Annotated in this window: 29 protein-coding genes; 15 read left to right on the forward strand and 14 right to left on the reverse strand. The window is 57.2% G+C overall.

All coding sequences use genetic code 11. The features are described 5' to 3' along the window. Nucleotides 1-6 precede the first annotated feature (6 nt). The 3 genes from lgt to ABNH10_RS13180 all read left to right on the forward strand — a co-directional run bounded on the left by lgt (nucleotide 7) and on the right by ABNH10_RS13180 (nucleotide 2,227). Nucleotides 7-804, forward strand: a complete 798-nt coding sequence (lgt, locus tag ABNH10_RS13170) for a prolipoprotein diacylglyceryl transferase (RefSeq protein WP_349386372.1) — start codon at nucleotides 7-9, stop codon at nucleotides 802-804. Further along, on the forward strand, nucleotides 801-1,634 hold the full coding sequence (locus tag ABNH10_RS13175) for a thymidylate synthase (protein WP_349386373.1): 834 nt from the start codon (nucleotides 801-803) through the stop codon (nucleotides 1,632-1,634). The genes lgt and ABNH10_RS13175 overlap by 4 nt, the downstream gene beginning before the upstream one ends. Nucleotides 1,635-1,717: 83 nt before the next feature. Continuing rightward, on the forward strand, nucleotides 1,718-2,227 hold the full coding sequence (locus ABNH10_RS13180) for a dihydrofolate reductase (protein ID WP_349386374.1): 510 nt from the start codon (nucleotides 1,718-1,720) through the stop codon (nucleotides 2,225-2,227). Between the two features lie 104 nt (nucleotides 2,228-2,331). Here the strand turns inward: ABNH10_RS13180 and ABNH10_RS13185 are convergent, their stop codons facing one another. From ABNH10_RS13185 to ABNH10_RS13195, 3 genes are all read right to left on the reverse strand, one after another. Beyond that, nucleotides 2,332-2,754, reverse strand: a complete 423-nt coding sequence (locus ABNH10_RS13185; protein ID WP_349386375.1) for an OsmC family protein — start codon at nucleotides 2,752-2,754, stop codon at nucleotides 2,332-2,334. A 139-nt stretch (nucleotides 2,755-2,893) separates the two neighbouring features. Next, nucleotides 2,894-3,586: a hypothetical protein gene (locus ABNH10_RS13190; RefSeq protein ID WP_349386376.1), complete on the reverse strand. Its 693-nt coding sequence runs from the start codon at nucleotides 3,584-3,586 to the stop codon at nucleotides 2,894-2,896. A gap of 79 nt (nucleotides 3,587-3,665) precedes the next feature. Further along, entirely contained in the window at nucleotides 3,666-4,160 is a 495-nt protein-coding gene (locus ABNH10_RS13195; RefSeq protein ID WP_349386377.1) for a DUF6231 family protein, read from the reverse strand. Nucleotides 4,161-4,441: 281 nt separating this feature from the next. On the opposite strand from ABNH10_RS13195, the gene ABNH10_RS13200 reads away from it, so the two are divergent. Continuing rightward, nucleotides 4,442-4,618 carry a hemin uptake protein HemP gene (locus ABNH10_RS13200; protein WP_035461766.1) on the forward strand — a complete coding sequence of 59 codons (177 nt, stop codon included), beginning with the start codon at nucleotides 4,442-4,444 and terminating at the stop codon, nucleotides 4,616-4,618. Between the two features lie 375 nt (nucleotides 4,619-4,993). Next, a complete protein-coding gene (locus ABNH10_RS13205; protein WP_349386378.1) occupies nucleotides 4,994-5,977 on the forward strand; it encodes a ChuX/HutX family heme-like substrate-binding protein in 984 nt (327 codons plus the stop codon). A 272-nt stretch (nucleotides 5,978-6,249) separates the two neighbouring features. Here ABNH10_RS13205 and ABNH10_RS13210 read toward each other — a convergent pair whose 3' ends face one another. The 5 genes from ABNH10_RS13210 to dapF form a co-directional block, all read right to left on the reverse strand. Next, a complete protein-coding gene (locus tag ABNH10_RS13210) occupies nucleotides 6,250-6,564 on the reverse strand; it encodes a YqcC family protein (protein WP_011589610.1) in 315 nt (104 codons plus the stop codon). 14 nt (nucleotides 6,565-6,578) lie between these two features. Continuing rightward, nucleotides 6,579-7,286: an HAD family hydrolase gene (locus tag ABNH10_RS13215; RefSeq protein WP_349386379.1), complete on the reverse strand. Its 708-nt coding sequence runs from the start codon at nucleotides 7,284-7,286 to the stop codon at nucleotides 6,579-6,581. A gap of 87 nt (nucleotides 7,287-7,373) precedes the next feature. Then, a complete protein-coding gene (xerC, locus tag ABNH10_RS13220; protein ID WP_349386380.1) occupies nucleotides 7,374-8,297 on the reverse strand; it encodes a tyrosine recombinase XerC in 924 nt (307 codons plus the stop codon). Nucleotides 8,298-8,313: 16 nt separating this feature from the next. Next, on the reverse strand, nucleotides 8,314-9,039 hold the full coding sequence (locus tag ABNH10_RS13225; RefSeq protein ID WP_349386381.1) for a DUF484 family protein: 726 nt from the start codon (nucleotides 9,037-9,039) through the stop codon (nucleotides 8,314-8,316). Between the two features lie 66 nt (nucleotides 9,040-9,105). Beyond that, the gene (gene dapF, locus ABNH10_RS13230) at nucleotides 9,106-9,951 is read right to left on the reverse strand and encodes a diaminopimelate epimerase (RefSeq protein ID WP_349386382.1); all 846 of its coding nucleotides are present in this window, start codon (nucleotides 9,949-9,951) and stop codon (nucleotides 9,106-9,108) included. Between the two features lie 317 nt (nucleotides 9,952-10,268). On the opposite strand from dapF, the gene ABNH10_RS13235 reads away from it, so the two are divergent. The 3 genes from ABNH10_RS13235 (at nucleotide 10,269) to nhaC (ending at nucleotide 13,211) form a co-directional block, all read left to right on the forward strand. Next, entirely contained in the window at nucleotides 10,269-11,117 is an 849-nt protein-coding gene (locus ABNH10_RS13235) for a 23S rRNA (adenine(2030)-N(6))-methyltransferase RlmJ (protein ID WP_011589605.1), read from the forward strand. Continuing rightward, entirely contained in the window at nucleotides 11,114-11,599 is a 486-nt protein-coding gene (locus ABNH10_RS13240) for a GNAT family N-acetyltransferase (RefSeq protein ID WP_349386383.1), read from the forward strand. The genes ABNH10_RS13235 and ABNH10_RS13240 overlap by 4 nt, the downstream gene beginning before the upstream one ends. 136 nt (nucleotides 11,600-11,735) lie before the next feature. Then, nucleotides 11,736-13,211: a Na+/H+ antiporter NhaC gene (gene nhaC / locus ABNH10_RS13245; protein ID WP_349386384.1), complete on the forward strand. Its 1,476-nt coding sequence runs from the start codon at nucleotides 11,736-11,738 to the stop codon at nucleotides 13,209-13,211. A 71-nt stretch (nucleotides 13,212-13,282) separates the two neighbouring features. Here nhaC and lysA read toward each other — a convergent pair whose 3' ends face one another. Both lysA and lptM read right to left on the reverse strand, forming a co-directional pair. After that, nucleotides 13,283-14,524 carry a diaminopimelate decarboxylase gene (gene lysA, locus ABNH10_RS13250; protein WP_349386385.1) on the reverse strand — a complete coding sequence of 414 codons (1,242 nt, stop codon included), beginning with the start codon at nucleotides 14,522-14,524 and terminating at the stop codon, nucleotides 13,283-13,285. Between the two features lie 2 nt (nucleotides 14,525-14,526). After that, nucleotides 14,527-14,709, reverse strand: a complete 183-nt coding sequence (gene lptM / locus ABNH10_RS13255) for an LPS translocon maturation chaperone LptM (RefSeq protein ID WP_349386386.1) — start codon at nucleotides 14,707-14,709, stop codon at nucleotides 14,527-14,529. A gap of 244 nt (nucleotides 14,710-14,953) precedes the next feature. Between lptM and rnk the strand changes: the two genes are divergently transcribed. Next, entirely contained in the window at nucleotides 14,954-15,355 is a 402-nt protein-coding gene (rnk, locus tag ABNH10_RS13260; RefSeq protein WP_349386387.1) for a nucleoside diphosphate kinase regulator, read from the forward strand. A 68-nt stretch (nucleotides 15,356-15,423) separates the two neighbouring features. Here the strand turns inward: rnk and argH are convergent, their stop codons facing one another. After that, complete coding sequence (argH, locus tag ABNH10_RS13265; RefSeq protein WP_349386388.1) at nucleotides 15,424-16,818, reverse strand: argininosuccinate lyase; 1,395 nt, start codon at nucleotides 16,816-16,818, stop codon at nucleotides 15,424-15,426. 130 nt (nucleotides 16,819-16,948) lie between these two features. Between argH and ABNH10_RS13270 the strand changes: the two genes are divergently transcribed. The 6 genes from ABNH10_RS13270 to ABNH10_RS13295 all read left to right on the forward strand — a co-directional run bounded on the left by ABNH10_RS13270 (nucleotide 16,949) and on the right by ABNH10_RS13295 (nucleotide 23,385). Continuing rightward, nucleotides 16,949-17,983 carry a sensor histidine kinase gene (locus tag ABNH10_RS13270; RefSeq protein WP_349386389.1) on the forward strand — a complete coding sequence of 345 codons (1,035 nt, stop codon included), beginning with the start codon at nucleotides 16,949-16,951 and terminating at the stop codon, nucleotides 17,981-17,983. A 13-nt stretch (nucleotides 17,984-17,996) separates the two neighbouring features. Then, nucleotides 17,997-18,737, forward strand: a complete 741-nt coding sequence (locus ABNH10_RS13275; protein ID WP_349386390.1) for a LytR/AlgR family response regulator transcription factor — start codon at nucleotides 17,997-17,999, stop codon at nucleotides 18,735-18,737. A 600-nt stretch (nucleotides 18,738-19,337) separates the two neighbouring features. Then, nucleotides 19,338-20,270 carry a hydroxymethylbilane synthase gene (gene hemC, locus ABNH10_RS13280; RefSeq protein ID WP_349386391.1) on the forward strand — a complete coding sequence of 311 codons (933 nt, stop codon included), beginning with the start codon at nucleotides 19,338-19,340 and terminating at the stop codon, nucleotides 20,268-20,270. Continuing rightward, a complete protein-coding gene (locus ABNH10_RS13285; RefSeq protein WP_349386392.1) occupies nucleotides 20,267-20,998 on the forward strand; it encodes a uroporphyrinogen-III synthase in 732 nt (243 codons plus the stop codon). Before hemC ends, ABNH10_RS13285 begins: the two co-directional genes overlap by 4 nt. A 192-nt stretch (nucleotides 20,999-21,190) precedes the next feature. Next, nucleotides 21,191-22,156, forward strand: coding sequence for a uroporphyrinogen-III C-methyltransferase (locus ABNH10_RS13290; protein WP_349386393.1), 966 nt, complete (start codon nucleotides 21,191-21,193; stop codon nucleotides 22,154-22,156). Then, nucleotides 22,153-23,385: a heme biosynthesis protein HemY gene (locus ABNH10_RS13295; protein ID WP_349386394.1), complete on the forward strand. Its 1,233-nt coding sequence runs from the start codon at nucleotides 22,153-22,155 to the stop codon at nucleotides 23,383-23,385. Before ABNH10_RS13290 ends, ABNH10_RS13295 begins: the two co-directional genes overlap by 4 nt. Before the next feature lie 134 nt (nucleotides 23,386-23,519). Here the strand turns inward: ABNH10_RS13295 and ABNH10_RS13300 are convergent, their stop codons facing one another. The 3 genes from ABNH10_RS13300 to ABNH10_RS13310 are packed head-to-tail and all read right to left on the reverse strand — an operon-like array spanning nucleotide 23,520 to nucleotide 26,922. Next, a complete protein-coding gene (locus ABNH10_RS13300; protein WP_349386395.1) occupies nucleotides 23,520-24,029 on the reverse strand; it encodes a PqiC family protein in 510 nt (169 codons plus the stop codon). After that, the gene (pqiB, locus tag ABNH10_RS13305) at nucleotides 24,026-25,639 is read right to left on the reverse strand and encodes an intermembrane transport protein PqiB (protein ID WP_349386396.1); all 1,614 of its coding nucleotides are present in this window, start codon (nucleotides 25,637-25,639) and stop codon (nucleotides 24,026-24,028) included. Before pqiB ends, ABNH10_RS13300 begins: the two co-directional genes overlap by 4 nt. Further along, complete coding sequence (locus tag ABNH10_RS13310; protein WP_349386397.1) at nucleotides 25,636-26,922, reverse strand: paraquat-inducible protein A; 1,287 nt, start codon at nucleotides 26,920-26,922, stop codon at nucleotides 25,636-25,638. The genes pqiB and ABNH10_RS13310 overlap by 4 nt, the downstream gene beginning before the upstream one ends. Nucleotides 26,923-26,946 lie beyond the last annotated feature (24 nt).

Raw genomic sequence — 26,946 nt, forward strand, 5'->3', positions numbered from 1 at the left:
CAACCTATGGAATTCCCGCATATCGATCCGGTGGCGTTCGCCATTGGCCCCCTGAAAGTGCACTGGTATGGCCTGATGTACATGTTTGGCTTTGCTGCTGCCTGGCTGTTGGGTGTGTACCGGGCCAAACAGCCTGGCTCTGGCTGGACCAAAGACCAGGTGGGCGATTTGGTGTTTTATGGGGCCCTGGGTGTGATCATTGGTGGCCGTTTAGGTTACGTGTTCTTCTACAACGTTGATAAATTCCTGCAGGATCCACTGTGGCTGTTCCAGGTGTGGACCGGGGGCATGAGTTTCCACGGTGGCGCGATCGGCGTGTTAGTGGCTTTCTGGCTGTTTGCCCGTAAAACAGGCAAGCGCTACTTGCAGGTAGCAGATTTCATGGTGCCTATGGTGCCGATTGGCTTGGCGACCGGGCGCTTTGGTAATTTCATGAATGCGGAGTTGTGGGGCCGTGCCAGTGATGAGCCCTGGGCCATGGTGTTTCCCACCGACCCGTTGCAGATTGCGCGTCATCCCTCCCAGCTTTACGAGATGGTGTTGGAAGGTGTGCTGCTGTTTCTGGTGTTATGGGTGTACTCGGCCAAGCCGCGTCCGGCGGGCGCGGTGACGGCCTTGTTCGGTATCGGTTATGGCAGCGCGCGGACCTTTGTGGAGTTCTTCCGCGAGCCGGATGCCCATATTGGTTATCTCACCGGCGGCTGGTTGACCATGGGCATGCTGTTGAGCATTCCGATGATTGTTCTCGGTATCGCTATGTTGGTGTGGGCATATCGAAACGATGAGCGAGGAGTGAAGACATGAAGCAATACCTTGATTTGCTTCGCCACGTTCGCGAGCACGGAACCTATAAGGAAGACCGCACCGGCACCGGCACCTATGCGGTGTTTGGTTACCAGATGCGCTATGACCTGAGCCAGGGCTTCCCTATGCTCACCACCAAGAAATTGCATCTGCGCTCGATTATTCACGAGTTACTGTGGTTCCTGTCTGGTGACACCAATATCCGTTATCTAAAGGAAAACGGCGTGTCCATCTGGGATGGCTGGGCGACACCGGAGGGTGAGCTGGGGCCTGTCTATGGTGAACAGTGGCGCAGCTGGAAAACGGCGGATGGCGAAGTGATTGACCAGATCACCGAGGTGCTGGAAGAGATCAAGCGCAATCCGGATTCCCGGCGCCTGGTGGTCAGCGCCTGGAACCCCGCGGTGCTACCGGATCCGTCCATTTCACCGGATGCCAACGCAGCAGCAGGCAAGCAAGCGTTGCCACCCTGCCACTGCTTGTTCCAGTTCTATGTGGCGGACGGCAAACTTAGTTGCCAGCTATATCAGCGCAGTGGCGATATTTTTCTTGGCGTGCCCTTCAATATTGCGTCCTATGCCTTGCTGACGCTGATGATGGCGCAGGTGTGTGATCTGCTGCCAGGTGATTTTGTGCATACCTTGGGCGATGCGCATCTCTACTCCAACCATCTGGAGCAGGCGGATACTCAACTGGCGCGTACGCCTGGCCCGCTGCCGACAATGACGTTGAACCCGGCGGTAAAGGATCTGTTTGCCTTCACCTTTGACGATTTCACCGTCAGCAACTACGACCCCGACGCGCACATCAAGGCGCCGGTGGCAATCTAACGACTCATCCCTGAAGTCTGATACTCGATGCAACAGCGTCTTTGTCCGGCGTCAGGGGGTTGGTATCAAGCGTAGGTATGTTCATGTCCATTCGACTTTCCATGATGGTCGCCAAGGCCAGTAATAATGTGATCGGGCGGAATAACAAGCTGCCCTGGTATTTGCCCAACGACTTGAAGTACTTCAAGCAGGTGACCTTCGGCAAGCCGGTGATCATGGGCCGCAAGACTTGGGAATCACTGAAAGGCCCTCTGCCGGGGCGCACAAATATCGTGATTACCCGCCAGCCAGCGTATCAAGCTGAGGGCGCCAAGGTGGTGGCCACGGTGGATGACGCCATTACCATGGCAGAGAACGTGGCCTTCATTGAAGGCCAGGAAGAGGCGGTGATCATGGGCGGTGCGGAAATCTACGCGCTGGCGCTGGCGCAGACCCAGCGGCTCTACCTCACTGAGGTACACGCTGAGGTCGATGGGGATACTTTTTTTCCGGAATACGACAAGGGTGAATGGAAAGAAATGGCCCGCGAAGATTTTCCCGCTGAAGGGCCCAACCCCTACGATTATTCCTTTGTGGTATACGAACGCAAATGAGTTGAAAGTTTAAACGCGTCCAACTTTTCCATTTTCAGCGCATGTCTCTGCGGAGACATCGATGATCGTGTGGCGTTTGGGCCAGCCCGCGTTGCCGCTTGATCCTATTTTCGCGGTTCTATCCGCACTTCGCTTCTCACCGATTGGGCAATAAAACACTTTTCATGGGCGCGCTGGTGTAAAGCCTGAATCGTAGCGATGCTGGGTTGTTCGCCACTAAACGTGACCAGCGGCTGCAGTACCATGGTCTGCATATAAATTTTTGTCTGATCGTTCTGCCCCAGTATGCCCTGTGGATCGTCATCATAGCTTGTCACCGCCAGCCCTTCACGGGCAGCTTCGGTGAGAAACGATAGCAGGTGACAGCTGGCCAATGCGGCGAGAAAAGCTTCTTCCGGTTCCATGAATTCCTGATGACCATGGTGGCCATCGACCACGCGCACCTCATTGCCGTCTGCAAGGTGCCAGAGGTAATGCTCTTGGTTGCCGTGGGCGGTCCAGCTGAGATGCATGGTGTGTTGTTGCACGGAATATCCCCGGTTAGTGCCTCGTTAGCAGGGTTTTTGCACACCTGCTAGAACCAGTATGCCACCAAAATGAGCGCTTGCCATGATGACCCGGGGCGGATGTCTTTATCTCTGGCGAAGCCGGCCGCCGCGAGTGCGGTTAGTCAGCCTGGCCCGGGCCGCTTTGTTGGCTCAATGACCAATAACGGAACACGGCAATATTGACCAGTGCACTCATCAGCGAAATGGGCAGTGCAGCCAGTAGTGACGCGGCGGTGGTATGGCTAACAACACCCAGAATGGCGCTGGCGACCACGCTACTCATTACCAGATAGGTCAAGAACACTAGAACCAGAGTTAACAGCAACGGCCATTGCTGGGGCTGTGTCATTTGGAATGACTGGCGCAATGCTTCGATCGGGCTTTGTTGCTTCAAGATCACGAGTAGGGGCGCATAGCACAGGCGGGTATATACCCACACCGCTGGAAAAAATAGCGCCATCCAGCCCAGCGATACGCCAATGGCCAGCAGTGCGTAGGTGAGCAGCAGGGGCGGGTAAACCAGCAGTGCGGGTGCGATACAGGCTAGCAGCCCACGGGGTTTGCTGTTGCTGGTAGCAGAGAGCTGCACATAAAGCGCCCCTTCCGCCAAAGGCCTCACCAACAAAATGATCGCCAAGCTGATGCCGCTGAATTGCAGGGCGGCTTCTTCGGTGTCTGGCAATACGAACGAGGGGCCGAAGATCCACTGTGTGGCTTCAGTAATCAGGGCGAAGGGTGCGGTGACCAGAAACAGCGGGCCAAGGTGCCGCCACCAGAAAATAAGAATTTCGCGAAAACGGTGTCCAATCATGGTGAGCCATCAATTCAGTCGACGGCGCAACCATACGACAGCGCCGCGCCCATTTCCACAATGCAGCGCGGCACAAAGGTTACCACCAGTATTTTCCCCAATTTTCCGGGTTGGCCCAGAAACGGGGATTGTTCCACTTGCGCTCGAAATTGTAGTTGTCCAGGTCGTAGCTATAGATATTCAGTTCGCGACCGTCTTCAGCGAAGTGCCCCTGTTCCCGGCAGCCTAGTGCCAGAAAGCCGTTGGTTGGCCAGCGTAGTTTTTGTGGGGCCAAGGTGGGCTGGTATACCGCCACCATGGAATCGGTATGCAGGTTACGCAACAAGCCCATTAGTGCTTCGCCGTCATGGTGTGTCATGTATTCCAGCTGGTCCGCAACAATGGCGATATCCACCCGGTCAATGTCATCCAATGCAGGGAAGGGGTTCTGTTCCTGAATTTCCACCAGAGTGCAGTCGTGATCTGCACACCATTGGGCAACGACAGGAATGGGGTTGAGGCTGACAGTCAAAATGGAGGAGGGTTGGTGGCTATCGAGAATAGCGGCCAAACGTTCCTGCGGAGATTCGGTCATGGAGTGTGTCGTCGCAATATTCATAATTTCAGTCTAACGCCATTGTCGTTGGCTTTCGATAGGGGGTTGGGTAGCGATTTGTGGTTTTTGATGTAATGCAGCAATGAATGCACCGGCGGTCTTTTGGATTGTGGTTTTAAAGGGGGAAATAGGGCGTGGGGGGCGGCGCAGTGCCAAGGTTGGCCATTGGAATGAGCGCGTGGTTAGAAAATGAGAATAAGGCGTTGACGAACATCCAATCAATAATGATAATGATTCTCATATACGAAACGGAGGTCAGTATGTCTCAGCTAAAAAAGAATGTTACTACCACTACGCGACAGGTCGCCATTAATGCTGAAAGTGCTGTGGCAAGCAGCCTGCTGCTCAACCACCAGGGCAAATTGTGGATTGAACATGCCGGTGAGCGTTACCAGTTGCGTCGTACGTCTAACAACAAACTGATTCTGACAAAGTGATGTGGCTCGTGACATCACTAACGCGTCAATAATGCGACGGTTGCGTTGTCGGGTTTAACGCCTTGCGCCCGTGATAATCCCTTTCATCGCGTGATCTGGGCCTAGACACGAGAAACGTTTTCTTTGTGTTGTTGCGTTTATTTATCGTTCTCCCTGACGTGGATCAGCCAGCCGCAGCCAGCGTTCCACACCTAATTTAAGGCTCTTCGCACGGCAACATGCCGCTACTACAACGCACACAGGATCTGTGTGAGTGTCATGGCTGCAGTCGATCCTAACCGTTCGGTGCGGCCAAAAGGCAATCAATCGTCTGAATCCTGTCGGCGCGTCATGGCGTAAAGCGTGTTGTTTGCTGCGCTATTTTTTGGAGGCAGTATGTCTGTTATGACGTGGCCCTCGGCTCCAGCGACATCGCCACTACTACGCCAGTGCGGTGCGGCCCTCGGTGATCGAGTATTGCGGTTACAGGATGAACCTCTGGCCATACTAAAGGCGTTGTACCGGCTGGGCTCATTGGTAGTCACCACCTTTTCCAGCGGTTCAAGGATTTCCCAGAACATGCACTATCCTGCACTCAAGGATGGGCAATCCGACGTTGCCGGTGAATGGTGGCTGGAATCCGTGGGTGAGCGCTGTCGTTTACGGCAGAGCTTGCAGGTTGGCCAGTGGCATTCGGTGCTGGCGGTGCTGGAACCTACCGGTGCACTCCCAGCTCGCAGTTTGGTGTTCTTTGATCGTAACGGTCAGCCGTTACAGCAGATAGCGGTGGCGCCGGCCAGCGGTGGGCTGGCTTTTGAAGAGTTGGTGTGCGCCATGCTTCATCCCGACCAGCAGACGTTGAGTCTGCCGACATTGTTGCCGCGCACTGCTAACCGCGATCTGGGGTCGTTGAGCCAGCTGGAAAGTGACTGGGCACGCAGTGCTGACGACGACGATTTCGCCGGATTGTTGCAGCGGTGCCAGCAGCAGCGCGAAGTGCTATACCGATCGGTGCGTGACAGCTTTGCTTGCCAGGTACGCCCCGAAACATTGCCGGCGGTGTTGGCAGAAGCGGCTAGCAGGGATACGACAACCACTCTTTGTGTGGGTAATCAGGGCGTGCGTTTGTGCATGACTGCCCCTTGGTCGTCGCCGCTTTGGCAAGGTAGCCATTGTCATTTAGCCCACAACGGCGCGCTGGTGTCGCTGGATATGGCGAAAATGGACAGCCTATGGCGGCTGCGTAGACCTGGGGATGGGCAGGTAGTGACTGCTCTGGAAGCGCTGGATTCCCGCGGCGAATGGTTGTGGACCTTATCCGCCGGCGATAGTAATGAAAGCGGCTGGCGAGCGTTATTGAAAGACAGCGTTATTCGTTAACGCCACGCTCGACTGGATTGGGAAAGGCGCTAAATCTCCCTGGTGTTAGCGCTTTCTACGAAGCCCCTGTAGGCACGTAGCGAAGCGGGGTAACGACGCGGTTCCGGGCGGCTGAATGGCGAGCGGAGCGAATGAATTTCTCTTCAGTCGCATCGCAGCACTCAGTTCGCATTCTGAAAGCGGCTACTATCATTGAAGGTATAATAGGTTGAAGCGTTGCAGGGGAGGAGCCCGGCTGGGCGGTTCTACGATAGGGGCTGCCTGTGACGTTTTCAGAAATGGTCGTCGAAGCGTTTGAGCAGGCTGATGACCTCCGTTACGTCCTGCTCCAGGCCTTTCAGGGCCTCCTCTGCCATGGGGGCGATGTCGCATTGCCCAGGTAAGGGGTGGTCTCCTTCTAGAATCGCTCGGAAGCGCGGCACAAAAACCCATTGCAGCCATTCGCTGAAATTCATGGTGTCGGCAAAAAACGGTGTGCTGCTGTTGAAGGCCGACGGTGCCGGTGGCTGTGCGGCCCACAGGCCTTGCTGATCCAGTTCTACTTGCAGGTCATCAAGCAGGGCAACGAGTTGTTGGCGTTGGGGCATTGGGGTTTCCGCAGTCAGTCATCAAAGAGCGGCACCAGATCCGGCAGCTCATGCAGGTTATGAATATGGTGGCGGGGCCGGTCCAGTTCAACCGGCCAGGGCAGGTTGATTAGGTTGGCCCAGACCGAATGCATGCCGTGCTCACGGGCCGCGTGCACATCTTCCAAGGGGTGGTCGCCAACATGTACGGCTTGGTGTGCGTGGACCCCGGCGGAACTCAGGGCGGCGGCGAACATGTCCGGCGCCGGCTTGCGCTTGCCTATGGTCTCTGCTGAATGATGAAAAGCGAACAGGTCGGCAATACCAATCATCTTCAGGTCGGCATTGCCGTTGGTGAGTGCACCTAGGGTGTAGCTGTCGGCGAGCTGCTCTAATACCTCCCGGGCACCGGGAAAGAAGCTCACTTGGTTGCGCGCTTCATGGAATACCTTGAAGGCATCCATGGCGATGCGGCGGGCTTGTTTTTGCTGGAAACCGTGGTCGGTGAAGGCGCGACTCATGGCGTCCTGGCGCAGGGCGGTTAGGTTATCCAGATACTCGGGTTTTTCCTTAAGCAGCGCCGTGCGCACCGCACGTACCCGTTCGGCACTCAGCGCAGCGGCGGCATCCGGGTGGTTGGCGGCGATCCAGTCACTGCAGGTTTTTTCAGCGTGACGAATCACTTCATCCACGGGCCACAAAGTATTATCTAGATCAAAAGTGATCAGCTTGAGCATGCTCATGGTGGGTAGTTTACCGTAAAACGCTTAATGGCAGCATACAGGTTCACTGGCGCCAAGCATTGTGTGCCCAGCGTTAGATACCAAGGTTTATTTATCATCGTCCTTGCGGCGCTGGGCTCTTGGGTGCGCTCCGTCGTAGACCTGAGCCAAGTGTTGGAAATCCAGGTGAGTGTAAACCTGGGTGGTGGCCAAGTCTGCGTGGCCGAGCAGTTCCTGCACTGCCCGCAAGTCGCCGGAGGATTCCAGCAGGTGCGTGGCGAAGGAGTGGCGTAATTTGTGCGGATGTAGATGGTCATCGAGCCCCCTCTCCAGAGCATGGCGTTTAAGTCTCTGCTGCACGCTGGAAGGAGACAGCCGCCGGCCGTTTTTGCTGATAAAAAGAGCGTTCTGGTCGCTGCTTTTGATCAGCATGGGACGCACTTTCAGCCAGCGGCGCACGGCGGTGAGGGCGGGTTTCCCCACTGGCAGTTGCCGGGTCTTGTTACCTTTACCGGTGACCAGCAGTTGGCTTTCATGCAGATCAATGCTGTCCAGGTTTAGGCTAAGCAATTCGGCCAAACGCAGGCCGCAGGCATAGAGCAGTTCCATTATGGCCTGATCGCGCAGGGCCAGGGGTTCACTGTTGCTGGCGCCCACATCCAGCAAATGGCTGACTTGATCTACATCCAGTGCTTTGGGCAGGCGTTTACCGCTTTTCGGGGCGCGAATGTCCATGGCCGGGTTGTCGCGGGCAAGCCCTTCACGCATCAGGTAACGGAAAAACGTACGCAGGGTGGAAAGCATGCGCTGGATGGTTTTGCTGCTTTTACCTTGGCGGTGCAGCGAGGCGGCGAGGCTGCGCATGTCGTGGACGGTCAGGGTATCCCAGGGTTGGCTGCCGAGTAATGTTCGGGCTTCGCTCAGGTCCCGTTGATAGCTTTTCACGGTGTGCGGTGAGAGACGACGCTCGCTGGCCAAGTGGGTTAGGAAGGCGTTAACCGTTTGCACTGTGTTATGGCTATCTCTGTCCACGGCTACCGGTCCTTTATTAGCTAATGTCGCTGGTTTTTTTGGCCGCTTGGTGGGGGTATTGACGTACCACTTCATGGAGCCTGCGGCTGAGTACCTGGCCGATATGGCTAATAAATAAGGTGCCCAAGGAACTGCGGAAGTGCATGGCACTTTTACTGCCAATGGCCAGCAGGCCCAAGCGGCCCTGGTATTCCAGTGGCACCATGGCGGCGGAGCGGATATCGGTGGCGTTATCTTGGAACAGGGCGTCCATTTCTTCTGTGCGCATGGCGCCGCACACGGCTTTGCCGCTGCGCAGCAGGTGGTTCAGGGCGCTGGGCAGGGCATCGCTGTCCACGCAGCGGATCTGGTTGCGCAGGTCGCCGAGAATGGGTACTTCCCGGTCGTACAGCATTAGGGCTACCTGGTCACAATGGAAGTCGCTGCTCAGGCTGGTGAGCAAATTGCGAAACAGCTTCTCGGGGCCGCGGGCTTCCAGCAGGGCCAGTGTCAGGCGGCGGGTCTTGTCGAACAGATGATCGTTTTCCCGGGCCACATCCAGCAGGCCATTGAGGCGGTCGCGCAGCTCGGTGTTGCGCTCACGTAGAATGGAGGCCTGACGTTCCAGCAGGGAAACCGCCTCGCCTTTGGGGTCCGGGAGGCGTAACAATTCCAGTAGCTCCGGGCGATGCTGAAAGAAATCGGCATGGTCACGCAGATAGGCGGCAACCTGGTCGGGGCTGGCTGGAGTTTGATCCGTCATCAATCCTGTCCTTTGTTTTTCGTTCCGGTCAGTGGGCACTGACATCACCGAGCTTTCAATCGTTTGCTAAAGAGCGATCTCAATAGCGCCATCATAGACATGGCTGGCGGGGCCTGTCATCTGGATGCCGCCTTGCCCATCGTAGCAGACGTGCAGAGCCCCGCCGGGCAGGTGCACGGTAACAGCGGCATCAAGCAGGCCTCGTCTCTGGCCGATTACTACGGCGGCACAAGCCCCTGAGCCGCAGGCAAGGGTTTCTCCCGCGCCACGTTCATAGACGCGCAGGCGGATTTCGTTGCGGCTGACGATCTGCATAAAGCCCACGTTCGCCCGTTCCGGAAATTGTTCGTGGCTTTCCAGTAGCGGGCCGACGGTATCCACCGGGGCAGTATCCACATTTTCCACCAGCAGGGTGCAGTGTGGGTTGCCCAGGCCGACGGCGCCTACGTCCCAGGCCTGGGTGCCGGACACCAGAAAATAGTTGTCTGCTTCGGCTTTGGCGGTCATGGGGATGGCGTCTGGCGCCCAGCGAGGGGCGCCCATGTCTACGGTGATCTGATCATCGTCGGTCACAGACAGGGTCATTTGCCCTGCAGCGGTTTCCACGCGAATAGATTTTTTGTCGGTGAGTCCCTGTTCGCGCACAAAACGGGCGAAGCAGCGGGCACCATTACCGCATTGGCTCACTTCGGAGCCATCGGCATTCAGGATCCGGTAGCGGAAGTCCGCATCGCCCTGGGCGGGCTGCACGATTAGCATCTGGTCAAAACCCACGCCAAACTTGCGGTCGCCCAGCCGGCGTATTTCATCCGCAGGCAAAGGCAGGCCGGTTTCCGGCAATGACTGGCGAATGCCGTCGATGACCATGAAATCGTTGCCCAAGCCATGCATTTTGGTAAAGCGAAGGTTCATCACCAGTGTCCGCTACAGGGTAAAAGGCCATTGTACTCTGCCATGGCTGTGACGTCAGTGCCTGGTGCTGGGCGTGTTGGTTGCGCGATCAGGTGAGTTGAAAGGTCAAGCGCGATTTAGCCTGGTGCCATCCGTTACATACGTAACCTTCGTGCTCAAACTCGGGTGTGCGAGAAAGGCATTAACGCGCTGCGTCATCATCTCGCGTTTTGCACTTTGAACTTTCTACGCTCTCGCTCCCAATGAAGTGCCTTGCCTATGCGCGAGCCCGCTCGTCAGGTGTACAATGCGGCCTCACACTCTTGCAGGCAGCAAACATGCTTTCCTATCGTCACAGTTACCACGCCGGGAATTTTGCGGATGTACTCAAGCACATTGTGCAGGTGGCCATCATTGAATACCTGAAAAAGAAGGATAAGCCCTTCACTGTCCACGATACCCATGCGGGGGCGGGCAGCTATGCCATTGCCAGCGAGCACATGCAAAAGACCGGTGAGTACCAGGATGGCATTGCCAAGCTATTTGGTAAGCGCACCGGGGTGGGTGTGATTGATCAATATGTGTCACTGGTGGAAAAGCTGAATCCGGTGGGACGGCTGATGGATTATCCCGGCTCGCCGCAAATCAGTGCCAGCCTGCTGCGTGAGCAGGACGTGCTGCAATGTACTGAGCTGCATAGCACCGATTTTACGCTGCTCAAGCGCGAGTTCGCTGACGATAAGCGCGTGCAAGTCCTCAAGGATGATGCCTGGCACGGGCTCAAAGCCCTGTTGCCGCCGCGTCATCGACGAGGGTTGGTGTTGATTGATCCTTCCTATGAAATGGAGGCGGATTACAACGGTGTATTGCCTGCCGTGCAAATGGCCATGGAGCGGTTTGCTACGGCGACCTATGCCATCTGGTATCCGGTGTTGGATCGCAACCGCACCGAGAGCTTTATCCGCCGTTTCGTAAAGGCGGGGATTCCCAACCTGCTACGAGTGGAATGTTGTGTGCGCCCGGATGCCTCTGGCCGTGGCATGACCGGCACCGGCATGCTGATCATTAACCCGCCTTACACGTTGGCCCAGCACATGGCACAGGCTATGCCGCTGTTGAAAGAGGCGCTGTGCGATGCCAATGGCCATACCACGGTGAAAATGCTGACCGGCGAAAACCCGCAATGACCGTCACCCTGCGCCAGGCCGGCCGTGAGGACGTGGGAGATCTGCTGCGCCTGATTCGCGATTTAGCGCGTTATGAGCAAGCCGAAGAGCAGGTGACCACTGACGAAGCACAGCTGGCGGCCACTCTGTTTAGTGATGACGCCACGGCCCATGCCATGGTCGCGGAACAGGGCGGCCGTATTGTCGGGCTAGCCATCTATTTCTTTAACTACTCCACGTGGCAGGGCCGCAATGGCCTGTACTTGGAAGACCTGTTTGTGGAACCGGAAGCGCGCGGGGCAGGGGTTGGTAAGGCTCTATTGGCGAAACTGGCGGCCCTTGCCGTGGACAGTGACTGCGGCCGTTTCGAATGGAGCGTGCTGGACTGGAATACTCCGGCCATGGACTTCTATCAAAGCCTGGGAGCGCAGCCCCAATCAGAATGGGTTCGCTACCGGTTGGACGGTGAAGCGTTAAAAGCGCTGGCCAACATCGCCGGCTAGCGGCCTTGGCGTCTGCGACGAGTGGTGCTGCTGGCTTATCCGGCTGATAGACTGCGCCGCTTTCTGCCTCGATGGTAAGTGCTTACTGGCTCCCTGTCGGGTATAACCGAAATCTCAGCCGCTGAATGTTGCCGCTATGACCGAATCCCGATTCCGCCGCCCCTCCTTGCTGGATGCTCTGCTGCCGATTGTAGTACTGGTGGGGTTACTGGGCTCGGCGGTTTATCTGTACGGCGATAGTGCCTCCTCCGGTCCCAACCAGATTGCCTTGCTGGTCTGTGCCGGCCTTGCCTCATTGATCGCGTTTAAAAATGGCCTGACTTGGCGGGAAATCGAAACCGCCATGATCAAGGGTATCTCGGTGGCGTTGGGTGCGGTGCTGATTCTGCTCAGCGTGGGGGCACTGATCGGTACCTGGCGGCTGGCAGGCATCGTGCCTTCGCTCATTTATTTCGGCCTTGAGTTGATGAATCCGGCCCTGTTTTATGCCGCCGCCTGTCTGATCTGCGCGATTATCGCCCTGAGTATTGGCTCCAGTTGGACTGTGGCGGCCACCGTGGGGGTGGCGCTGATCGGAGTGGCCAGCGGGCTGGGGTTGTCGTTGCCAGTGGCGGCCGGAGCAGTGGTCTCCGGTGCCTACTTTGGTGACAAGATTTCTCCGCTGTCTGAGACCACTAATCTGGCACCGGCGGTGGCGGGTTCGGAACTGTTCGAGCATATTCGCCTGATGCTGTGGACCACGGTGCCCTCCATTGCCATCGCTTTGCTGATTTTTTTGGTGATGGGGTTGAATGCAGACGTTGCCGGCGACACCGTGGGCCGAATGGCCCCGCTGCTACAGGGGCTGGAAAGCCAGTTTGATATTTCCTTGCTGCACCTGATTCCATTGCTGGTGTTATTGGTGCTGGCGCTCAAGCGGATGCCGGCCTTACCAGCGATTTTTCTGGGCGCGTTACTGGGCGGAATCTGGGCCCTGATGTTTCAGCCGCAGGCGATTGCGGTGCAAGCTGGCGAGCCCGCACCTGGCTGGGTGGCGTCTTTGAAAGTGGTCTGGCAGACCTTTTACCAGGGCATCACCGTGGAAACCGGCGATGCCACTTTGAATAACCTGCTGTCTGGCGGCGGCATGGCGTCCATGCTCAATACCGTGTGGCTGATTATCTGTGCGATGACCTTTGGTGCAGTGATGGAGCACGGAGGGTTTCTTGCTCGCTTAATCGAAGGTCTTCTGGGGGCAGTTAAGGGCGCAGCGGGGTTGATCGCCGCCACTTTGGCGACATGTTTTGGCAGCAATATTCTTACTGCTGACCAGTACATCTCTATCATTATGCCTGGCCGGATGTTCCGTGAAGCCTACGCAAAACAGGGCCTGGCGCCAGTAAATCTGTCCCGTGCGCTGGAGGATGGTGGCACTATCACCAGCCCGCTTATCCCTTGGAACACCTGCGGTGCCTACATGCAATCGGTATTGCTGGTGCCGGTGACAGATTATCTTTTCTACGCGTTTTTTAATCTGATCAATCCGGTGTTGGCGTTGGTTTATGCCTGGCTGGGGGTCAAGGTGCTGCGGTTAGCGCCCCCTCAAGAGGTGTATAAAACCGGATCGCCATGAGTAAAAAGAAAAGGCGGCCTGGCCGCCTTTTCTTTTAAACGCTTTGCGCATGAAGCGTGCTGCGTTTACTGCTATGGCAGTAACGATTCCAGTTTCAATTGTTCGTCAAAGGTTTCCCTTTGCCGCACCACAAAGGCCTGATCGCCATCCACCATGACTTCGGCGGGGCGGTTGCGGCTGTTGTAGTTGCTGGCCATGGCGAAGCCGTAGGCGCCGGCACTGCGCACGGCCAGCAGGTCGCCGGTCTCCAGTGCCAGGGCCCGGTCCTTGCCGAGGAAGTCGCCGGTTTCGCACACTGGCCCGACAATGTCCCAGCTGCGGCAGTCCGCCTCGTGGGGTTTTACCGGCACAATGTTCTGCCAGGCAGAGTAGAGGCTGGGGCGAATCAGATCGTTCATGGCGCCGTCGACGATGGCGAAATTTTTGTGCTCGGTGGGCTTCAAAAACAGCACTTGAGTAACAAAAATTCCTGCATTGGCAGCAATGGAGCGGCCTGGTTCGATGTGCACGGGAAGCTCGCCGGGAATGTGCTTGAGCAAGGCCTGCACATAGTCCGAGCGATCCGGGGGTGTTTCGTCGTCGTAGGTCACGCCTAGACCGCCACCCAAATCCAAATGATGAATCTCGATGCCGTGCTCTTGCAGCTGGGCCAGCAGTTTCAATACCCGCTCCAAGGCCGCTTCGAATGGATCCAGTTTGGTGAGCTGGCTGCCGATATGGCAATCGATGCCCAGTATCTTGATGTGCGGTAAATCAGCGGCTCGTTGATACAAGGCCGGGGCTTTAGTGATGTCCACGCCGAACTTGTTGTCTTTCAAACCTGTGGAAATATAGGGGTGGGTCTGGGCGTCCACATCCGGGTTCACGCGGATGGCGATTGGCGCTTCCCGGTCCAGCTCGCCAGCCACCAGATTCAGCAATTCCAGTTCCGCGGCGGATTCCACGTTAAAACAGTGGATGTTGGCTTTCAAGGCGGTGGCCATTTCGTGGGCGGTTTTGCCGACTCCGGAGAAAACAATTTTGTCTGGATCACCCCCGGCACGCAGCACCCGTTCAAGTTCGCCACCGGAAACAATGTCGAAACCAGCGCCGGCCCGGGCCAGTACATTCAGCACCGCCAAATTGGAGTTGGCTTTGACCGCGTAGCACACCTGGTGAGGATGGTCGCCGAACGCTTCATCGAACGCCAAATAGTGACGCTCCAACGCCGCCCGGGAATACAGATAGAGCGGTGTACCGAAGCGGTCCGCCAGTTGCTCTACCGGCAGCTCTTCGGCAAACAGTTCTCCGTCGCGGTACTGAAAATGATCCATGATTAGTCCTGTGCTGACGCGTCGGCGTCGTCTTTATCTTGGGTGTCGTCACTGTCTGCGTTGGTTTGTGTCGGCCCGGCGTTGCTGGCCGGCGTTGACGCATTGCGCTCTTGGTCAAAATACAGCGGGCCTTTTTGGCCGCAGCCGGCCAACAGCAGGAACAGTAACAGGCTGAATATGCGCATAGGGGGCTCCGTTTGCTGGGGGAGTATAACGGTTCGCGACTCTGGAGGTAATGCAGGGGGGTGTCCGATAACGCCGCTTGAGAAAAAACAGATCAGGTCTACTATCGGTTCATAGTCTGCGTAATGTGGACCCATTTCTGTTGATTTTTTCGCCCCTTCCGCATGAGTGTCCAATGTGTGCCTGAATGATTTCGGCATTATGGACCCGTGCTCGTGTGGGGCGTTTTACGTTAAGGAGAAAACCATGGCGCTTCCCGTCATTACTGTGTCTCGTCTGGATGTTGCCCGTTTGGAGGCGCTGCTGTCCGATGTGGATGGCGAAGTGGCCGATGGCCTGGAGGAAGAGTTGTTGCGCGCCACGGTGGTTGAGCCAAAGGATATGCCGGCGGATGTGGTCACCATGAATTCGCGGATTCGTTGCCGGGAGCAGGCCCGTGGCCGGGAGATGTGCCTGACGCTGGTGTATCCGCACGATACTGGTCCGCAGCGGGTGTCGATCCTGGCGCCAGTGGGTGCGGCGTTGCTTGGGCTATCCGTGGGCCAAAGCATCGACTGGCCGGCACCCAATGGCAAAACCTTGAAGTTGGAAATTCTTGCCGTGGAATATCAGCCACAAGCCAATGGTGAGGACCTGGGCGGCGAATAACTCGGCCCTAGCCGCCTGTTCAACAGCAAAGCGGAAAGAGTGAAGCTCCCGCCTTGCTGTCGCCCGGCTTAGGTGTTGTCCAGTGCCTCGCGGGCACGGGCCACCGCGGCGCGGACCTGGTCGGGAGCGGTGCCGCCGATGTGGTTACGGGCGCTCACGGAGCCTTCCAGGGTCAATACTTCGAACACGTTGTCTTCGATTTGATCGCTGAATTGCTTCAGTTCCGACAAGGACATGTCGCCCAAATCCTTCTTCTTTTCTACGCCATAAGCCACCGCCTTGCCGACGATCTCGTGGGAGTCGCGGAAGGCGATGCCCTTGCGTACCAGGTAATCGGCCAGATCGGTGGCCGTGGCGAAACCGCGGCGGGCCGCTTCGCGCATCACTTCACGGTTGGGTTCCAACGCAGGGATCATGTCACCGAAGGCGCGCAGGCTGCCTTTTAAGGTATCCACGGCGTCGTACAATGGCTCTTTATCTTCCTGGTTGTCTTTGTTGTAGGCCAGTGGTTGGCTCTTCATCAGCGTTAGCAGGCAGATCAGGTGGCCGTTGACGCGGCCGGTCTTGCCTCGTACTAGTTCAGGCACGTCCGGGTTTTTCTTCTGCGGCATAATGGAGCTGCCGGTGCAGAAGCGGTCGGGCAGGTTGATAAAGTTGAACTGGGCGCTGGTCCACAGCACCAGCTCTTCGCTGATCCGGGACAAGTGAGTCATGGTCAGTGCAGCCATCGCGCAGAATTCAATGGCGAAATCCCGGTCGCTCACTGCATCCAGGGAGTTTTCGCAGACGCCGTCAAAACCGAGAAGCTCGCAGGTGCGCTCCCGGTTAATCGGGTAGGTGGTGCCGGCCAGGGCGGCGGCCCCCAGCGGCATGCGGTTAACCCGTTTCTTGCAGTCCAGCAGACGTTCCCGGTCGCGTTTGAGCATTTCGAACCACGCTAGCAGGTGATGCCCGAAGGTCACCGGCTGGGCTGTCTGCAAGTGGGTGAAGCCAGGCATGATGGTGGCGGCTTCGCGCTCGGCCAGGTTAAGCAGGCCTTGCATGAGGTGCAGGAACTGTTCTTCCAGAATCAGCAATTCGTCACGTAGCCACAGGCGGATGTCGGTGGCTACTTGGTCATTACGCGAACGCCCCGTGTGCAGCTTCTTGCCGGTGATGCCGATCTTGTCGGTGAGTCGGGCTTCGATGTTCATGTGCACATCTTCCAGTGCTACGGACCACTGGAACTCGCCTTTTTCGATTTCCAGCTGAATTTCACGCAGGCCCACAATAATGGCGTCGCGCTCCTCATCGGTGAGCACGCCCACTTCCGCAAGCATGGTCGCATGAGCCTGAGAGCCGTAGATGTCCTGACGGTACATGCGCCGGTCGAAGTTCACACTGGCAGTGAATTCTTGCACGAACTGGTCGGTGGACTCGCTGAAGCGGCCGCCCCAGAGTTTGTTCTGCTGCTTGTCAGTCATCGTACTTGCTCAACGCTTGGTTTGCGGGGGCGTAAGTATAGCAGGGGGAGACTATTCCTTGGGAGTAGCGGTTCATTCAGGTATAACATATTCATAATTAGGCCTTTTTCCGTATCAAAGGAGTGCGCGCGTGGCCACTGATGTCCCGGCAAATAACAGTTTTCTGCCCGACTTGTGCAGTACCCGTGCCGTGTTGGTGGTGGTGGTGGTGGCCGAGCTGATGGCGCTGGTGGTGACCCTGGTGGCCACTTACTACGACGGGTTTAGTGTTGGCCGGCTGGCGATTACCTCTCTGTTTGTGCAGTGGGTCGGGCTGACCTCCGCTGCGCTGGTGTGCCAGTTGCGTAACCGGCTGAACCGGTTGCCGCCGGCCTGGACCTCTATCGCGGTGGTCTTGCTGGTGGCCGCGGGGACCTTGCTGTTCAGCGTATTGGCGCGGCTCATCATGGCCTGGGTCAGCGGTGGTGCATTGGAAATGGAGGTGTGGTCCACGGGTATTCTGGTAAACGGATTGATAGCAGCAATTATTGCCGGCCTGGTCATGCGCTATTTCTATGTGCAAGAGCAGCTGCGACAAAAGGGCCAGGCGGAATTGCAGGCGCGCATTCAGGCACTGCAGTCACGAATTCGTCCCCATTTTCTGTTTAACTCCATGAATATTATTGCCAGCCTTATTGCGGTGGACCCGGAGGGGGCGGAACAGGTGGTAGAAGATCTATCGGTGTTGTTTCGTGCCAGCCTTAAAAACAGCGGTAATGAGGCTTCTCTGGAAGAAGAGTTTGAACTGTGCAGGCGCTATATTCACATCGAAAAGTTGCGTATGGGGGAGCGTTTGCAGGTGGAATGGGACATCCAGGTGGATACAAAATCCGTGAAGATTCCGTTATTAACCTTGCAACCCTTGCTTGAAAATGCCATTTATCATGGCATCCAGCCATTAGCTGCGGGGGGGCTGGTGACAATACGTGCCCTCCTCGACAATGGTAATTTGGTGTTATCGGTGAGTAATCCCAAGCCGGAAGGCGACGGACATCACAAAGGCAACCGCATGGCACTGGAAAATATACGTCATCGGCTGGAAGCCCTGTACGGTGATGATGTGGCGGTGGAATCCCGCCCGCAACAAAAACAATACGAGATCGAAATTCGATATCCGCTGCAATAAAAGGATGGGACTTATGCGGGTACTTGTCTGCGACGACGAGCAACTGGCTCGCGACCGGCTTAAGCGGCTGGTCGAGAAGATCGAGAACACCGAGGTGGTGGCTGAGGCGGCCAATGGCCGTGAAGCCATTATTGAAGCCCAGTCCTGCAGGCCGGATGTGGTGTTGATGGATATTCGCATGCCGGAAATGGATGGCATGGAAGCGGCGGAGCATCTGAGCAAGATGGATAATCCGCCAGCACTGATTTTTTGTACCGCCTATGACGAGCACGCGCTGCAGGCGTTTCGTGTGCATGCGGTGGATTACCTGCTCAAACCCGTTAATGCGGCTGACCTAACCACTGCGCTCACCAAGGGGAAAACGCTCAATCGGATTCAGCTGGCAGAAATCAGCGATGATGTAAGTGAAGAGAAACCTCGCCGTCGAGGCCATATCAGTGCTCGTACTCACCGGGGGCTGGAGCTGGTGCCGGTGGATGATGTGCGTTACTTCCTGGCAGACCAGAAATACGTGACGGTGTGCTTTAGCGAAGGCGAAGTGTTGATTGATGAAACCCTGAAAGAACTGGAAACGGAATTTGGTGATCAGTTCGTGCGCATCCACCGCAATGCCTTGGTGGCGCTGAAGTTTATTGAAGGGATGGAAATGGCCACCGCGGGACACCATCAAGTTCGCCTGCGCGGAGTGGACGAGCGCCTGACCGTGAGTCGGCGCCATGTAGCGGGCTTGCGGCGCGTGCTGCAGAGCCTTTAACGGGCACCAGCTAAAGGGTACTTGGCGTAATGTAAGGTTTGCACGGCTTACTAGCCTTGAGTCGGTTCAATTGAGCAATGAATTGAACCGCAACGAATAACAAAAACAGGACTTTCGCCACTAAAAAAGTTTCTCCTTCTAACGGGTGCGGTTGGGCTCAACCGTCGTGCCCGGCCCACCCTGCCCGTTACCGGCTTCATTGTACGGCAATGTGAAAGCTTCCATCCCCATGGCCGCCACGGCCCCTCGGAAACCCCATTCGTGTGGGCAGCGCCAGCCTTTAGGCCGCCGCTCCCTGCGGCGGGAATACCGAGCCTCATCCGCTGGATTATCAATTCCAGAACTCCTTTTGGGTGCAGGCGGCGTTTGCTGTGGTTTTATGCGGCATCTGAAAACATCAGGGACAAGCTCCCGGCTGCAAGCAACTACACGGTTTGGCGGTTTGAATGTGTCAAGCATCGGGAGCGCCCAGAGTTTGGATGCGGCCCTAGTCGTTAAAATAGCAATAATCTGACCGTCCTATTGCAACTTGCCGCTTGCAGCTTGAGGCTTTTTAAACTGATAGACTGGCAACCCAATTCACTGCCCTCAGGATGCTCTATGTCCCGCGAAATCTTGCGTATCGCTACCCGTTCCAGCCCGTTGGCTATCTGGCAGGCCGAGTATGTTCAGCAGCGCCTGGAAAGCCTGCATGAGGGATTGCGCGTGGAGCTGGTGCGAATCAAGACCCAGGGAGACAAGATTCTCGATACCCCGTTGGCCAAGATCGGAGGCAAGGGACTGTTCGTTAAGGAGCTGGAAGAAGCGATGATGGACGGGCGCGCGGACATTGCCGTGCACTCCATGAAGGATGTGCCCATGGAATTGCCACCGGGTTTCGCGTTGCCGGTGATTTGTGAGCGAGAAGATCCCCGGGACGCTTTTGTCTCCAACACTTTCGATAGCCTGTCTTTGCTGCCCCATGGTGCCTGCGTGGGGACCTCTAGCCTGCGCCGCCAGGCCCAGGTAAAAGCCAATCGCCCTGATTTGGTCGTCAATAGCCTGCGTGGTAACGTGCAGACCCGGCTGGGCAAGCTGGATGCGGGGAATTTCGATGCCATTATCCTCGCCGCAGCGGGCCTCAAACGGCTGGAAATGCACGATCGCATTCGTTATGAAATGCCACCGGAAGAGTCGCTCCCTGCAGTGGGGCAAGGCGCCGTGGGCATCGAGTGTCGTGAGGACGACACGAGTACCATCGCGCTACTGTCACCACTGAGTGATGTGGATACGTGGGATCGGGTGGTGGCCGAACGGGCCATGAACCGGCGCCTCGAAGGGGGGTGTCAGGTGCCGATCGCGGGTTTTGCTCTGCTTGAAGACGGCCAGTTGTGGCTACGTGGCTTGGTGGCAGAAGAAGATGGCAGTCGAGTATTGCGCGCAGAAGGATCCGCTCCCCGCGGTCAGGGCGCGGAACTGGGTATCGATATTGCTGAGCAGTTATTGGCCCAGGGCGCGGATGAAATTTTGAAGGCCTTGTACGCTCGCCAATGAACGATCAAGGTCGACAGCAACGGGTTATCGTCACCCGCCCTGAGGGCCAGCAGCAGCGGCTAATGGCCCTGTTGGTTGAGGCAGGGTATCAGCCACTTCACCAGCCGGCACTGGTTATCGAGCCGGTGACAGTGGATGGCCCTATGCAGCGTATTCTGATGGAGCTGGATGGTTATCACGCGGTGTTTTTCGCCAGTGTGAATGCTGCCCGCTTGGCTCTGTCGGCTATGGCTGATCTGTGGCCCCAGTGGCCCGTTGGGGTGCACTGGTTGGCTGTGGGCCGAGCTACTGCAGCAGAGCTGGAGGCTTGGCACTTGCCTGCCACTGTGCCTAAGCAAGGGTTTAATACCGAAGCGGTGTTGGCGTTGCCTTGTCTGCAGCAGCTGGTTGAGAAACAGGTTCTAATTTGCCGGGGTGATAGCGGCCGTGAATTGTTGGCGCAAACTCTGCAGTCCCGAGGGGCAAATGTGGAGGCGCTGGCCTTTTACCACCGCAAGGCCGCACACCCAATTCGCATTCCTGCAGAGACCGATTGGGTGATGATTACCAGCGTACAGGGTTGGCAGGCGGTCGGAGCGTCGGTACCCGCGTACTGTGGGGTGGTGGCTGCCGGAGAACGCGTGGCCGAGGCGGTGCGCGCTGGGCATGCCGGCGAAGTGTGTGTAGCCGCCAGCGCCCACGATGAAGACATGTTATCTGCTCTTGCCGTGGGTGCTGGCAAAGGTTGAGGAGAGAGATAAACGGTTATCAGGGCGTAAAAGGGCTTACAGGCCTTTTTTTCCCTGCTGGTAACGGTAATGATTGGACAGCGATGGACGGTCACTTTAAGGTTTTTGCAATGAGATTGGGTATCGCCACGCTGAAAGCGCTGCGCGTTTGACTGTTACGCCCGCCTTGCCTATGACAACAACGGAGCTGATATGACGCAGGATCGTCCTTTTTCCCGCCAAACTGGGGTAAGCCTTCTGGCTGTGCTGCTTGTATTGGTGGTGCTAGCTGCACTTGGCGCTGCTGGCTGGTGGGGGTGGCAGGAGTTCACCCGGCTGAAGAGCGAAAAGAGTGGCCTTGCCGATCAGGTGGCGACAGTGAAAGGTGAGCTAACCCGTCAGCAGCGCGAAGTACAGGCGGCATTATCTGACTTAGAAAAACGGCAGTCCAAGCTGGGTGCGCAGATGAACAGGGACCGCGCCGCCTTGACCGATATAAAAAGCGGTGGCCAGCGGCTGTGGTTGATTAATGAGGCCCGCGCACTGGCTAGTCTGGCCAGCCAGAGACTGTTGCTTACCCAAGATGCGTTGGCTGCTCGCCGTTTGTTAAAGGCTGCGGATCAGACCTTGGCTCGCCTAGATGATCCTGCCGTGTTGCCGGCCCGTAAAGCATTGGCCCTGGATATGGAAATTCTCAGTGGCGCCAGCCAAGTGGATGTGCAGGGCATGGTGTTGCGTCTGGGCGCTTTGCGAGAGCTGGTAGCCGAATTGGCGGTGCCCACAGAAGCCTCGCCCGCGGAGCGGTCCGAGCCGGACGGAGATCAGAGCTGGTGGCATGATGTGATGGACCGGATGCCGGTAACCGTGCGCCGCCATGAAGGTGCTGTACCACTGCCATTGTCGGGGGAGCAGGCCGCACTGGTGCGTTTGACCCTGGACGGCAGCTTGCAGCAGGCGCAGCTTGCATTGATGCAAGGGCGTGCGGAAGCCTATCGGCAAGCGATTGAAAACGCCCAGTCGACGCTCAAGCAATGGTTCCGGAGTGATGATTCCCGTACCGCCCACATGCAGAGCACCCTGAAGGCGATGGGCGGCGCCAACGTGGCCCAGGCTTTGCCGCAGATCGGTAATGGACTGGCGGCCATAGAAGCCCTGAAACGCAAGGAGGGCGACGCATGAAAAAAGTCGTCCTGCTGATTATTATTGCGCTGGTCGCCGCGTTGGCGCTGGGGCGTTGGATGGCAGCGGATTCCGGTTATGTGCTGATTATCCGCGACACCATGTCAGTGGATACTACTCTGGGATTTGTGGTCCTGATGGCCTTGCTGGCTGCGGTGGCACTGGTGGTGCTTACGTTGCTGGGTAATACGGCCTGGAACCTCATGGAGCCAGTCCGCGCGACTCGCCGCTGGAAGAAAAAGGTGGCTGAACGTCGCTTGCGAAGCGGTTTCCTGCAGCTGGTGGATGGCGAGCTGGAAAAGGCCGAGCGCTTGTTGGTAGCGGCTGGCGAAGAAGGCGACTGGCCATTGGTCGCCTGGTTGTTAGCGGCGGAAGCGGCTCAAGAGCAGGACAAGGTAGATGCTTCGCAGCAGTACCTTGAGCAGGCTGGCGCTGACCGCCGAGGTAGGCTGGTGGCGGGCCTGATGAAAGCCCGCTTTGCACTGGATGAGGGTTATCCGGAACAGGCCCGTAGTGAATTGAAGGTGCTGGCGGACATGGCGCCGCGCAACAAGCGTATCCTCAAGACTTACGCCGAAGTGCTGGAAAGCCAGAAAGACTGGCAAACGCTGTGCGGCCTGATGCCACGATTGAAACGCGCCTTTGGCGAAGCCAATCAGGCCCGCCGTGAGCGTAAAGTCTGGTTGGCCTGGCTGCAAGAAACCGCCCGCAAGCCGGGTTTTAACGATGCAGATACTCGCCGTGAAGAGCTGCGAAAGTTGTGGAAAGATGTGCCGGTGCAACTAAAAAACGACCCGGCCATGGTAGCCCGTTACGCTGGGTTTTTAGCCCAGTTGGGTGGCGGTCGTGGTGCTCTGAATCTGGTCCGCGAGCAACTGGATAACCGGTGGGATGATCGCTTGCCACCGGTGCTGGAAGCCATCGACGATATTTCCCCCGATGACCTGTTACAGGTATTGGAAAAGTGGCTGGCAGAACGGCCGGGTAATGCGGCGGTTTTGATCACCGCCGGACGTGTTGCGTTGAAGGCGCGCCTGTGGGGTAAGGCTCAAGGTTTCTTTGAAGCTGCGGCGAATTCCAGCCAGAGTGCCACGGCCTTGGCAGAATTAGCGCGGCTGTACCGGGCACTGGGGGATACCAGCAAAGCCATGTCCGCCTTCGACCGGCGTTTGGCTCAGCTTGAAGGGGATCTTCCTGCCCTGCCACTGCCTGATAAAAGCGTGCAGTAGTGTGAGATGTCGTTTTGTCGGGTTACGCCGCTACGCGGCTAACACGACCTACAAAAACCGCAGCACCTTGTAGGTCGTATTAGGCCGAAGGCCGTAATCCGGCAACGCATTAGAGGATGCAGGCAAGCCCCCCTTCAATTAATGGTGGTGGCGATCTCTGCCGCCACGGCCTGCCAGCCCTGATCCAGTGTTCTTATCAGGTTGGCATAGCCGCCGTTCTCCAGTGCGGCTTCCCATTGAATGCGGCCTTTTGCCATTTCTCCGTTGTTCCCTGCCAGAGTCCATCGCCCGCTAATAACCGCGGCATCCCTGTCTTCGCCCTGCAGCCCCTGGAAGCGGGTCAGCTCCACGGTGAGAGTTTGCTCATCACCGGTGGTCATGCGGGCTTCCAGAGCGCGCTGTAACTGCGTGGCCAAGGGCTCGGCCCAGCGATGGTGGCGGGCCACCTGTATTTCGCTGTCGCTGAGTTGCATCACAATACCGCCCCGGGTCAGGTAGTTAGCCAGCACCACCTTTATGGTGAGCGGTGAATGCGCGGATTGCGTGGCAGAAGGCAGCAAATAGCTCGGCGCCGATGGTTGGGGGGCGTGGCTGCAGCCCCACAGTCCGGCGAGAATAGCGGCGATGGCGAGCAGACGGATCATTGTGCGCCTCGGGGTTGGGGGTCGGTGGTTGGGTGACGCTGGAAAATCAACGCATTGGGCTGTTCGTTCAAGGTGTCCAGCAGAGGCTCGGCGCTGTCTAGCAAGCGGTTCAGTTTCTGCAGGGTCCCTTGCAGCTCCTGGTAGCCATCGCCCCCGGATTGCCAGCCTTGTAACGTGGCGTCCAGTGCATTCAGGTTGCTGGAAATTTGCTGTGGCAACGTGTTGAGTGCTGGGTCAGCCAGCAAGGATTCAATACGCCCAGTCACGCCGGACAAGTGTTTAAGATTGTTATTGAGGTTGTCTGCCATGTTCTTTATGGGCAGTTCATTCAGTGTTTCCAGCAACGCATGGAGCTGGTCTTCTAATTTACTCAAGCCGCCGCTGCCCACGGACGGCATGACTGGCACGGAGTTATAGGTTAGAGAGGTATCCGAAGTGGGTGCGTTTTGGTGGAACGCCAGCTCCACAAACAACGAGCCCGTTAGCAGGTTGCCGGCTTTGAGGCTGGCGCGAAGGCCATTGTGAACCATCTGGCTGATTTCTTCTTTCCAGGTGGTTAACGCGATGTTGGATTGTCGATTGACCCGTTGCGGTTCCAGGCGGATTAGCACTGGGATCGGGTTGTCGGTCATGGCACTGGGGCCATGCTCGCCAAAAGCCCAGGGGACTTGTTCCACAGTGCCAACGCGGATGCCGCGGTATTCCACGGGGGCGCCTGCTGTAAGCCCGCGCACACTGCGTTCAACCAGCAATACGTAGTCCAAGGTCTGGGTATAAAGCGCTCGCCGGGCGCTTTCCTGGCTGTTATGCAATTTGAATTGGTGGCCATCCTCCACCGGTGCGCCGGTGGCCATGCTGGCGTCGGGCACGGAAAAAGAAATGCCTCCACCAAGCAGCGCTTCTAGCGAGCTGAGCTGGGCTTGAAAGCCCCTGGCATCCAGCTGGAAGCCGATGCCAGAGACTTTCCAGAAACGGCTGCTCTCGCTGACCAATACATCGTAGGGTTTTTCGATGAAGAGACGGTGGCGGAATAGTTTGGCTTGGCGATCAAATTGGGTTTCGACCACCCGGCCCACTTTCAGGTTGCGGAAGCTGACCGGGTCGCCGTTGTTGATGTTGGTGCCCGGCTCGCTGACCAGTTTCAGGAACAGGCCGTCGCCCGTTTTCTCCGGCGGCGGGCTGTTTTTTACGGTAAAGGTTTTTGTCTTTTTGCCGTTACTGCCAGGCAATAATTCGATATAGGCCCCGGACAGGACGGTGTTTAAGCCGCTGATGCCCTCACGCCCTACTCGGGGTTTTACCACCCAGAACTGGGAGTCACTAAAGAGCATGCGGTCGGTGTCGGCCTGCATCTGCACGCTGAGCAGGGTATGGCTCAGGTCTTCCGAGAGGCTGACACTTTCTACTACGCCTATTTGAACGTTGCGCGTCTTTATCGCGGTTTTGCCGGCATTGATGCCTTCCGCATCTTCCAGCTTCAACGTAATAATCGGCCCTTGGCTGGAAAGGTAACTGAACACCAGCCACAGTCCAATGAGTGCAGCTACCAGAGGAATCAGCCAGACAGCAGACAGTCGGCGGCGTGACGTGGGCGTGTCAGGTTGGTTCAAGGTTGAGGCTCCGGTTCAAGAGTGGGCGGCAGCTGTTGTTGCTGATCCCAGATTAGCCGAGGGTCGAACTGGTGGGCGGCGAGCATGGTAAAAATGACCACGGCGGAGAACGCGACCCCTCCCATGCCTGGCGTCACGGTAAGAATATTGCCCATCTGAAACAGGGCGACAATGATGGCCACCACAAAGACATCAATCATCGACCAGCGCCCAATCCACTCGGTGAGGCGATACAGTTTCATTTGGCTGTTCATATCCAGTGCTTGTTGTTGTCGGGTGGCAAGGCATAACCAGCTGAGAGCGAGAATCTTGCCGAAGGGCACTAGCACGCTGGCGGTGAAAATAATTACTGCAATGGGCCAGTCGCCATGCCGAATAAACAGCATCACCCCGGAAATAATGGTGGATGGCTCGGTCTTTCCCAGGCTGGTGGTGATCATGATGGGAAACAAGTGTGCGGGGAAACAGAATAGGATAGCGGTGATCAGTAGCGCCAAAACCCGTTGCAGGCTAAAAGGGCGGCGTTCATGCAGGGGGCTGTGGCAATGATGGCAACGGTGGCGCCCTAGGGGCTGAAGCTGCCCGCACCATTCGCAGCCGATCAGGCCCAGAGTCTGGGCGGTTTTGCCTGCGTGGGCCTCCGGCGGCTGTTGCAGGTCGCCGAGTAACCGCTGCCATAAGCCGATGGTATTCATGCGAGTAACGGTAATCAGCAGGATCAGGGCGAAGCCGGAAAAGGTCCAGAAGGCGGAGAGTAACTGGATATGGGCCATGGCGATGATTTTAATCAGGCTCACCAAGGCGGCGATGGCAAAAACATCGGCCATCATCCAGGGTTGCATGCGCGGCAGCCAACGAGCCAGGAACAGGCTGCCGGGCAGCGGCCTGGGGCTGGCCAGGCTCATATGAATCCAGCAGACCGAGAGCAGGTACAAGGCCGGGATTACTACGATGGTGGCCAGAACAATGACCGCAAGCGCAGGGTGGTGATAAACCGCCAGCTCCTGTGCTGCATCCGTGATGGAAATAGCTCTTTCAATGCCGTTCTTTTCAAAGCCCAGGTACGGGAAAAGAAGTGACAGGGTGAGTAACAATAAAGCCGTGAATGCCAGTGCGGGGGTGAGTTGATCATCTTGGGCCGGGCGCATCAGCGGGTGCTGGCAGCGCGGGCAGTATCGCCATCGGCCGTCGTGGCGAATCGTCACCTCGCAAATCAGGTCGCACTCGTGGCAGGGCAACAATAAAGCCTGATCACCATTAGCCGAGGAGGGGGAATCCGCCATCGTATCCTTTCCCTGAAATGGGGC

The organism is Alcanivorax sp., from assembly GCF_040119285.1.
Lineage (GTDB): Bacteria > Pseudomonadota > Gammaproteobacteria > Pseudomonadales > Alcanivoracaceae > Alcanivorax.

Bases quoted from the DNA above. Each gene is read 5' to 3' on its own strand.
- lgt (WP_349386372.1), top strand. From the start codon at position 7: ATGGAATTCCCGCATATCGATCCGGTGGCGTTCGCCATTGGCCCCCTG.
- ABNH10_RS13175 (WP_349386373.1), top strand. From the start codon at position 801: ATGAAGCAATACCTTGATTTGCTTCGCCACGTTCGCGAGCACGGAACC.
- ABNH10_RS13180 (WP_349386374.1), top strand. From the start codon at position 1,718: ATGTCCATTCGACTTTCCATGATGGTCGCCAAGGCCAGTAATAATGTG.
- ABNH10_RS13190 (WP_349386376.1), bottom strand. From the start codon at position 3,586: ATGATTGGACACCGTTTTCGCGAAATTCTTATTTTCTGGTGGCGGCAC.
- ABNH10_RS13195 (WP_349386377.1), bottom strand. From the start codon at position 4,160: ATGACCGAATCTCCGCAGGAACGTTTGGCCGCTATTCTCGATAGCCAC.
- ABNH10_RS13200 (WP_035461766.1), top strand. From the start codon at position 4,442: ATGTCTCAGCTAAAAAAGAATGTTACTACCACTACGCGACAGGTCGCC.
- ABNH10_RS13205 (WP_349386378.1), top strand. From the start codon at position 4,994: ATGTCTGTTATGACGTGGCCCTCGGCTCCAGCGACATCGCCACTACTA.
- ABNH10_RS13210 (WP_011589610.1), bottom strand. From the start codon at position 6,564: ATGCCCCAACGCCAACAACTCGTTGCCCTGCTTGATGACCTGCAAGTA.
- ABNH10_RS13215 (WP_349386379.1), bottom strand. From the start codon at position 7,286: ATGAGCATGCTCAAGCTGATCACTTTTGATCTAGATAATACTTTGTGG.
- ABNH10_RS13225 (WP_349386381.1), bottom strand. From the start codon at position 9,039: ATGACGGATCAAACTCCAGCCAGCCCCGACCAGGTTGCCGCCTATCTG.
- dapF (WP_349386382.1), bottom strand. From the start codon at position 9,951: ATGAACCTTCGCTTTACCAAAATGCATGGCTTGGGCAACGATTTCATG.
- ABNH10_RS13235 (WP_011589605.1), top strand. From the start codon at position 10,269: ATGCTTTCCTATCGTCACAGTTACCACGCCGGGAATTTTGCGGATGTA.
- ABNH10_RS13240 (WP_349386383.1), top strand. From the start codon at position 11,114: ATGACCGTCACCCTGCGCCAGGCCGGCCGTGAGGACGTGGGAGATCTG.
- nhaC (WP_349386384.1), top strand. From the start codon at position 11,736: ATGACCGAATCCCGATTCCGCCGCCCCTCCTTGCTGGATGCTCTGCTG.
- lysA (WP_349386385.1), bottom strand. From the start codon at position 14,524: ATGGATCATTTTCAGTACCGCGACGGAGAACTGTTTGCCGAAGAGCTG.
- lptM (WP_349386386.1), bottom strand. From the start codon at position 14,709: ATGCGCATATTCAGCCTGTTACTGTTCCTGCTGTTGGCCGGCTGCGGC.
- rnk (WP_349386387.1), top strand. From the start codon at position 14,954: ATGGCGCTTCCCGTCATTACTGTGTCTCGTCTGGATGTTGCCCGTTTG.
- argH (WP_349386388.1), bottom strand. From the start codon at position 16,818: ATGACTGACAAGCAGCAGAACAAACTCTGGGGCGGCCGCTTCAGCGAG.
- ABNH10_RS13275 (WP_349386390.1), top strand. From the start codon at position 17,997: ATGCGGGTACTTGTCTGCGACGACGAGCAACTGGCTCGCGACCGGCTT.
- hemC (WP_349386391.1), top strand. From the start codon at position 19,338: ATGTCCCGCGAAATCTTGCGTATCGCTACCCGTTCCAGCCCGTTGGCT.
- ABNH10_RS13285 (WP_349386392.1), top strand. From the start codon at position 20,267: ATGAACGATCAAGGTCGACAGCAACGGGTTATCGTCACCCGCCCTGAG.
- ABNH10_RS13290 (WP_349386393.1), top strand. From the start codon at position 21,191: ATGACGCAGGATCGTCCTTTTTCCCGCCAAACTGGGGTAAGCCTTCTG.
- ABNH10_RS13295 (WP_349386394.1), top strand. From the start codon at position 22,153: ATGAAAAAAGTCGTCCTGCTGATTATTATTGCGCTGGTCGCCGCGTTG.
- ABNH10_RS13300 (WP_349386395.1), bottom strand. From the start codon at position 24,029: ATGATCCGTCTGCTCGCCATCGCCGCTATTCTCGCCGGACTGTGGGGC.
- ABNH10_RS13310 (WP_349386397.1), bottom strand. From the start codon at position 26,922: ATGGCGGATTCCCCCTCCTCGGCTAATGGTGATCAGGCTTTATTGTTG.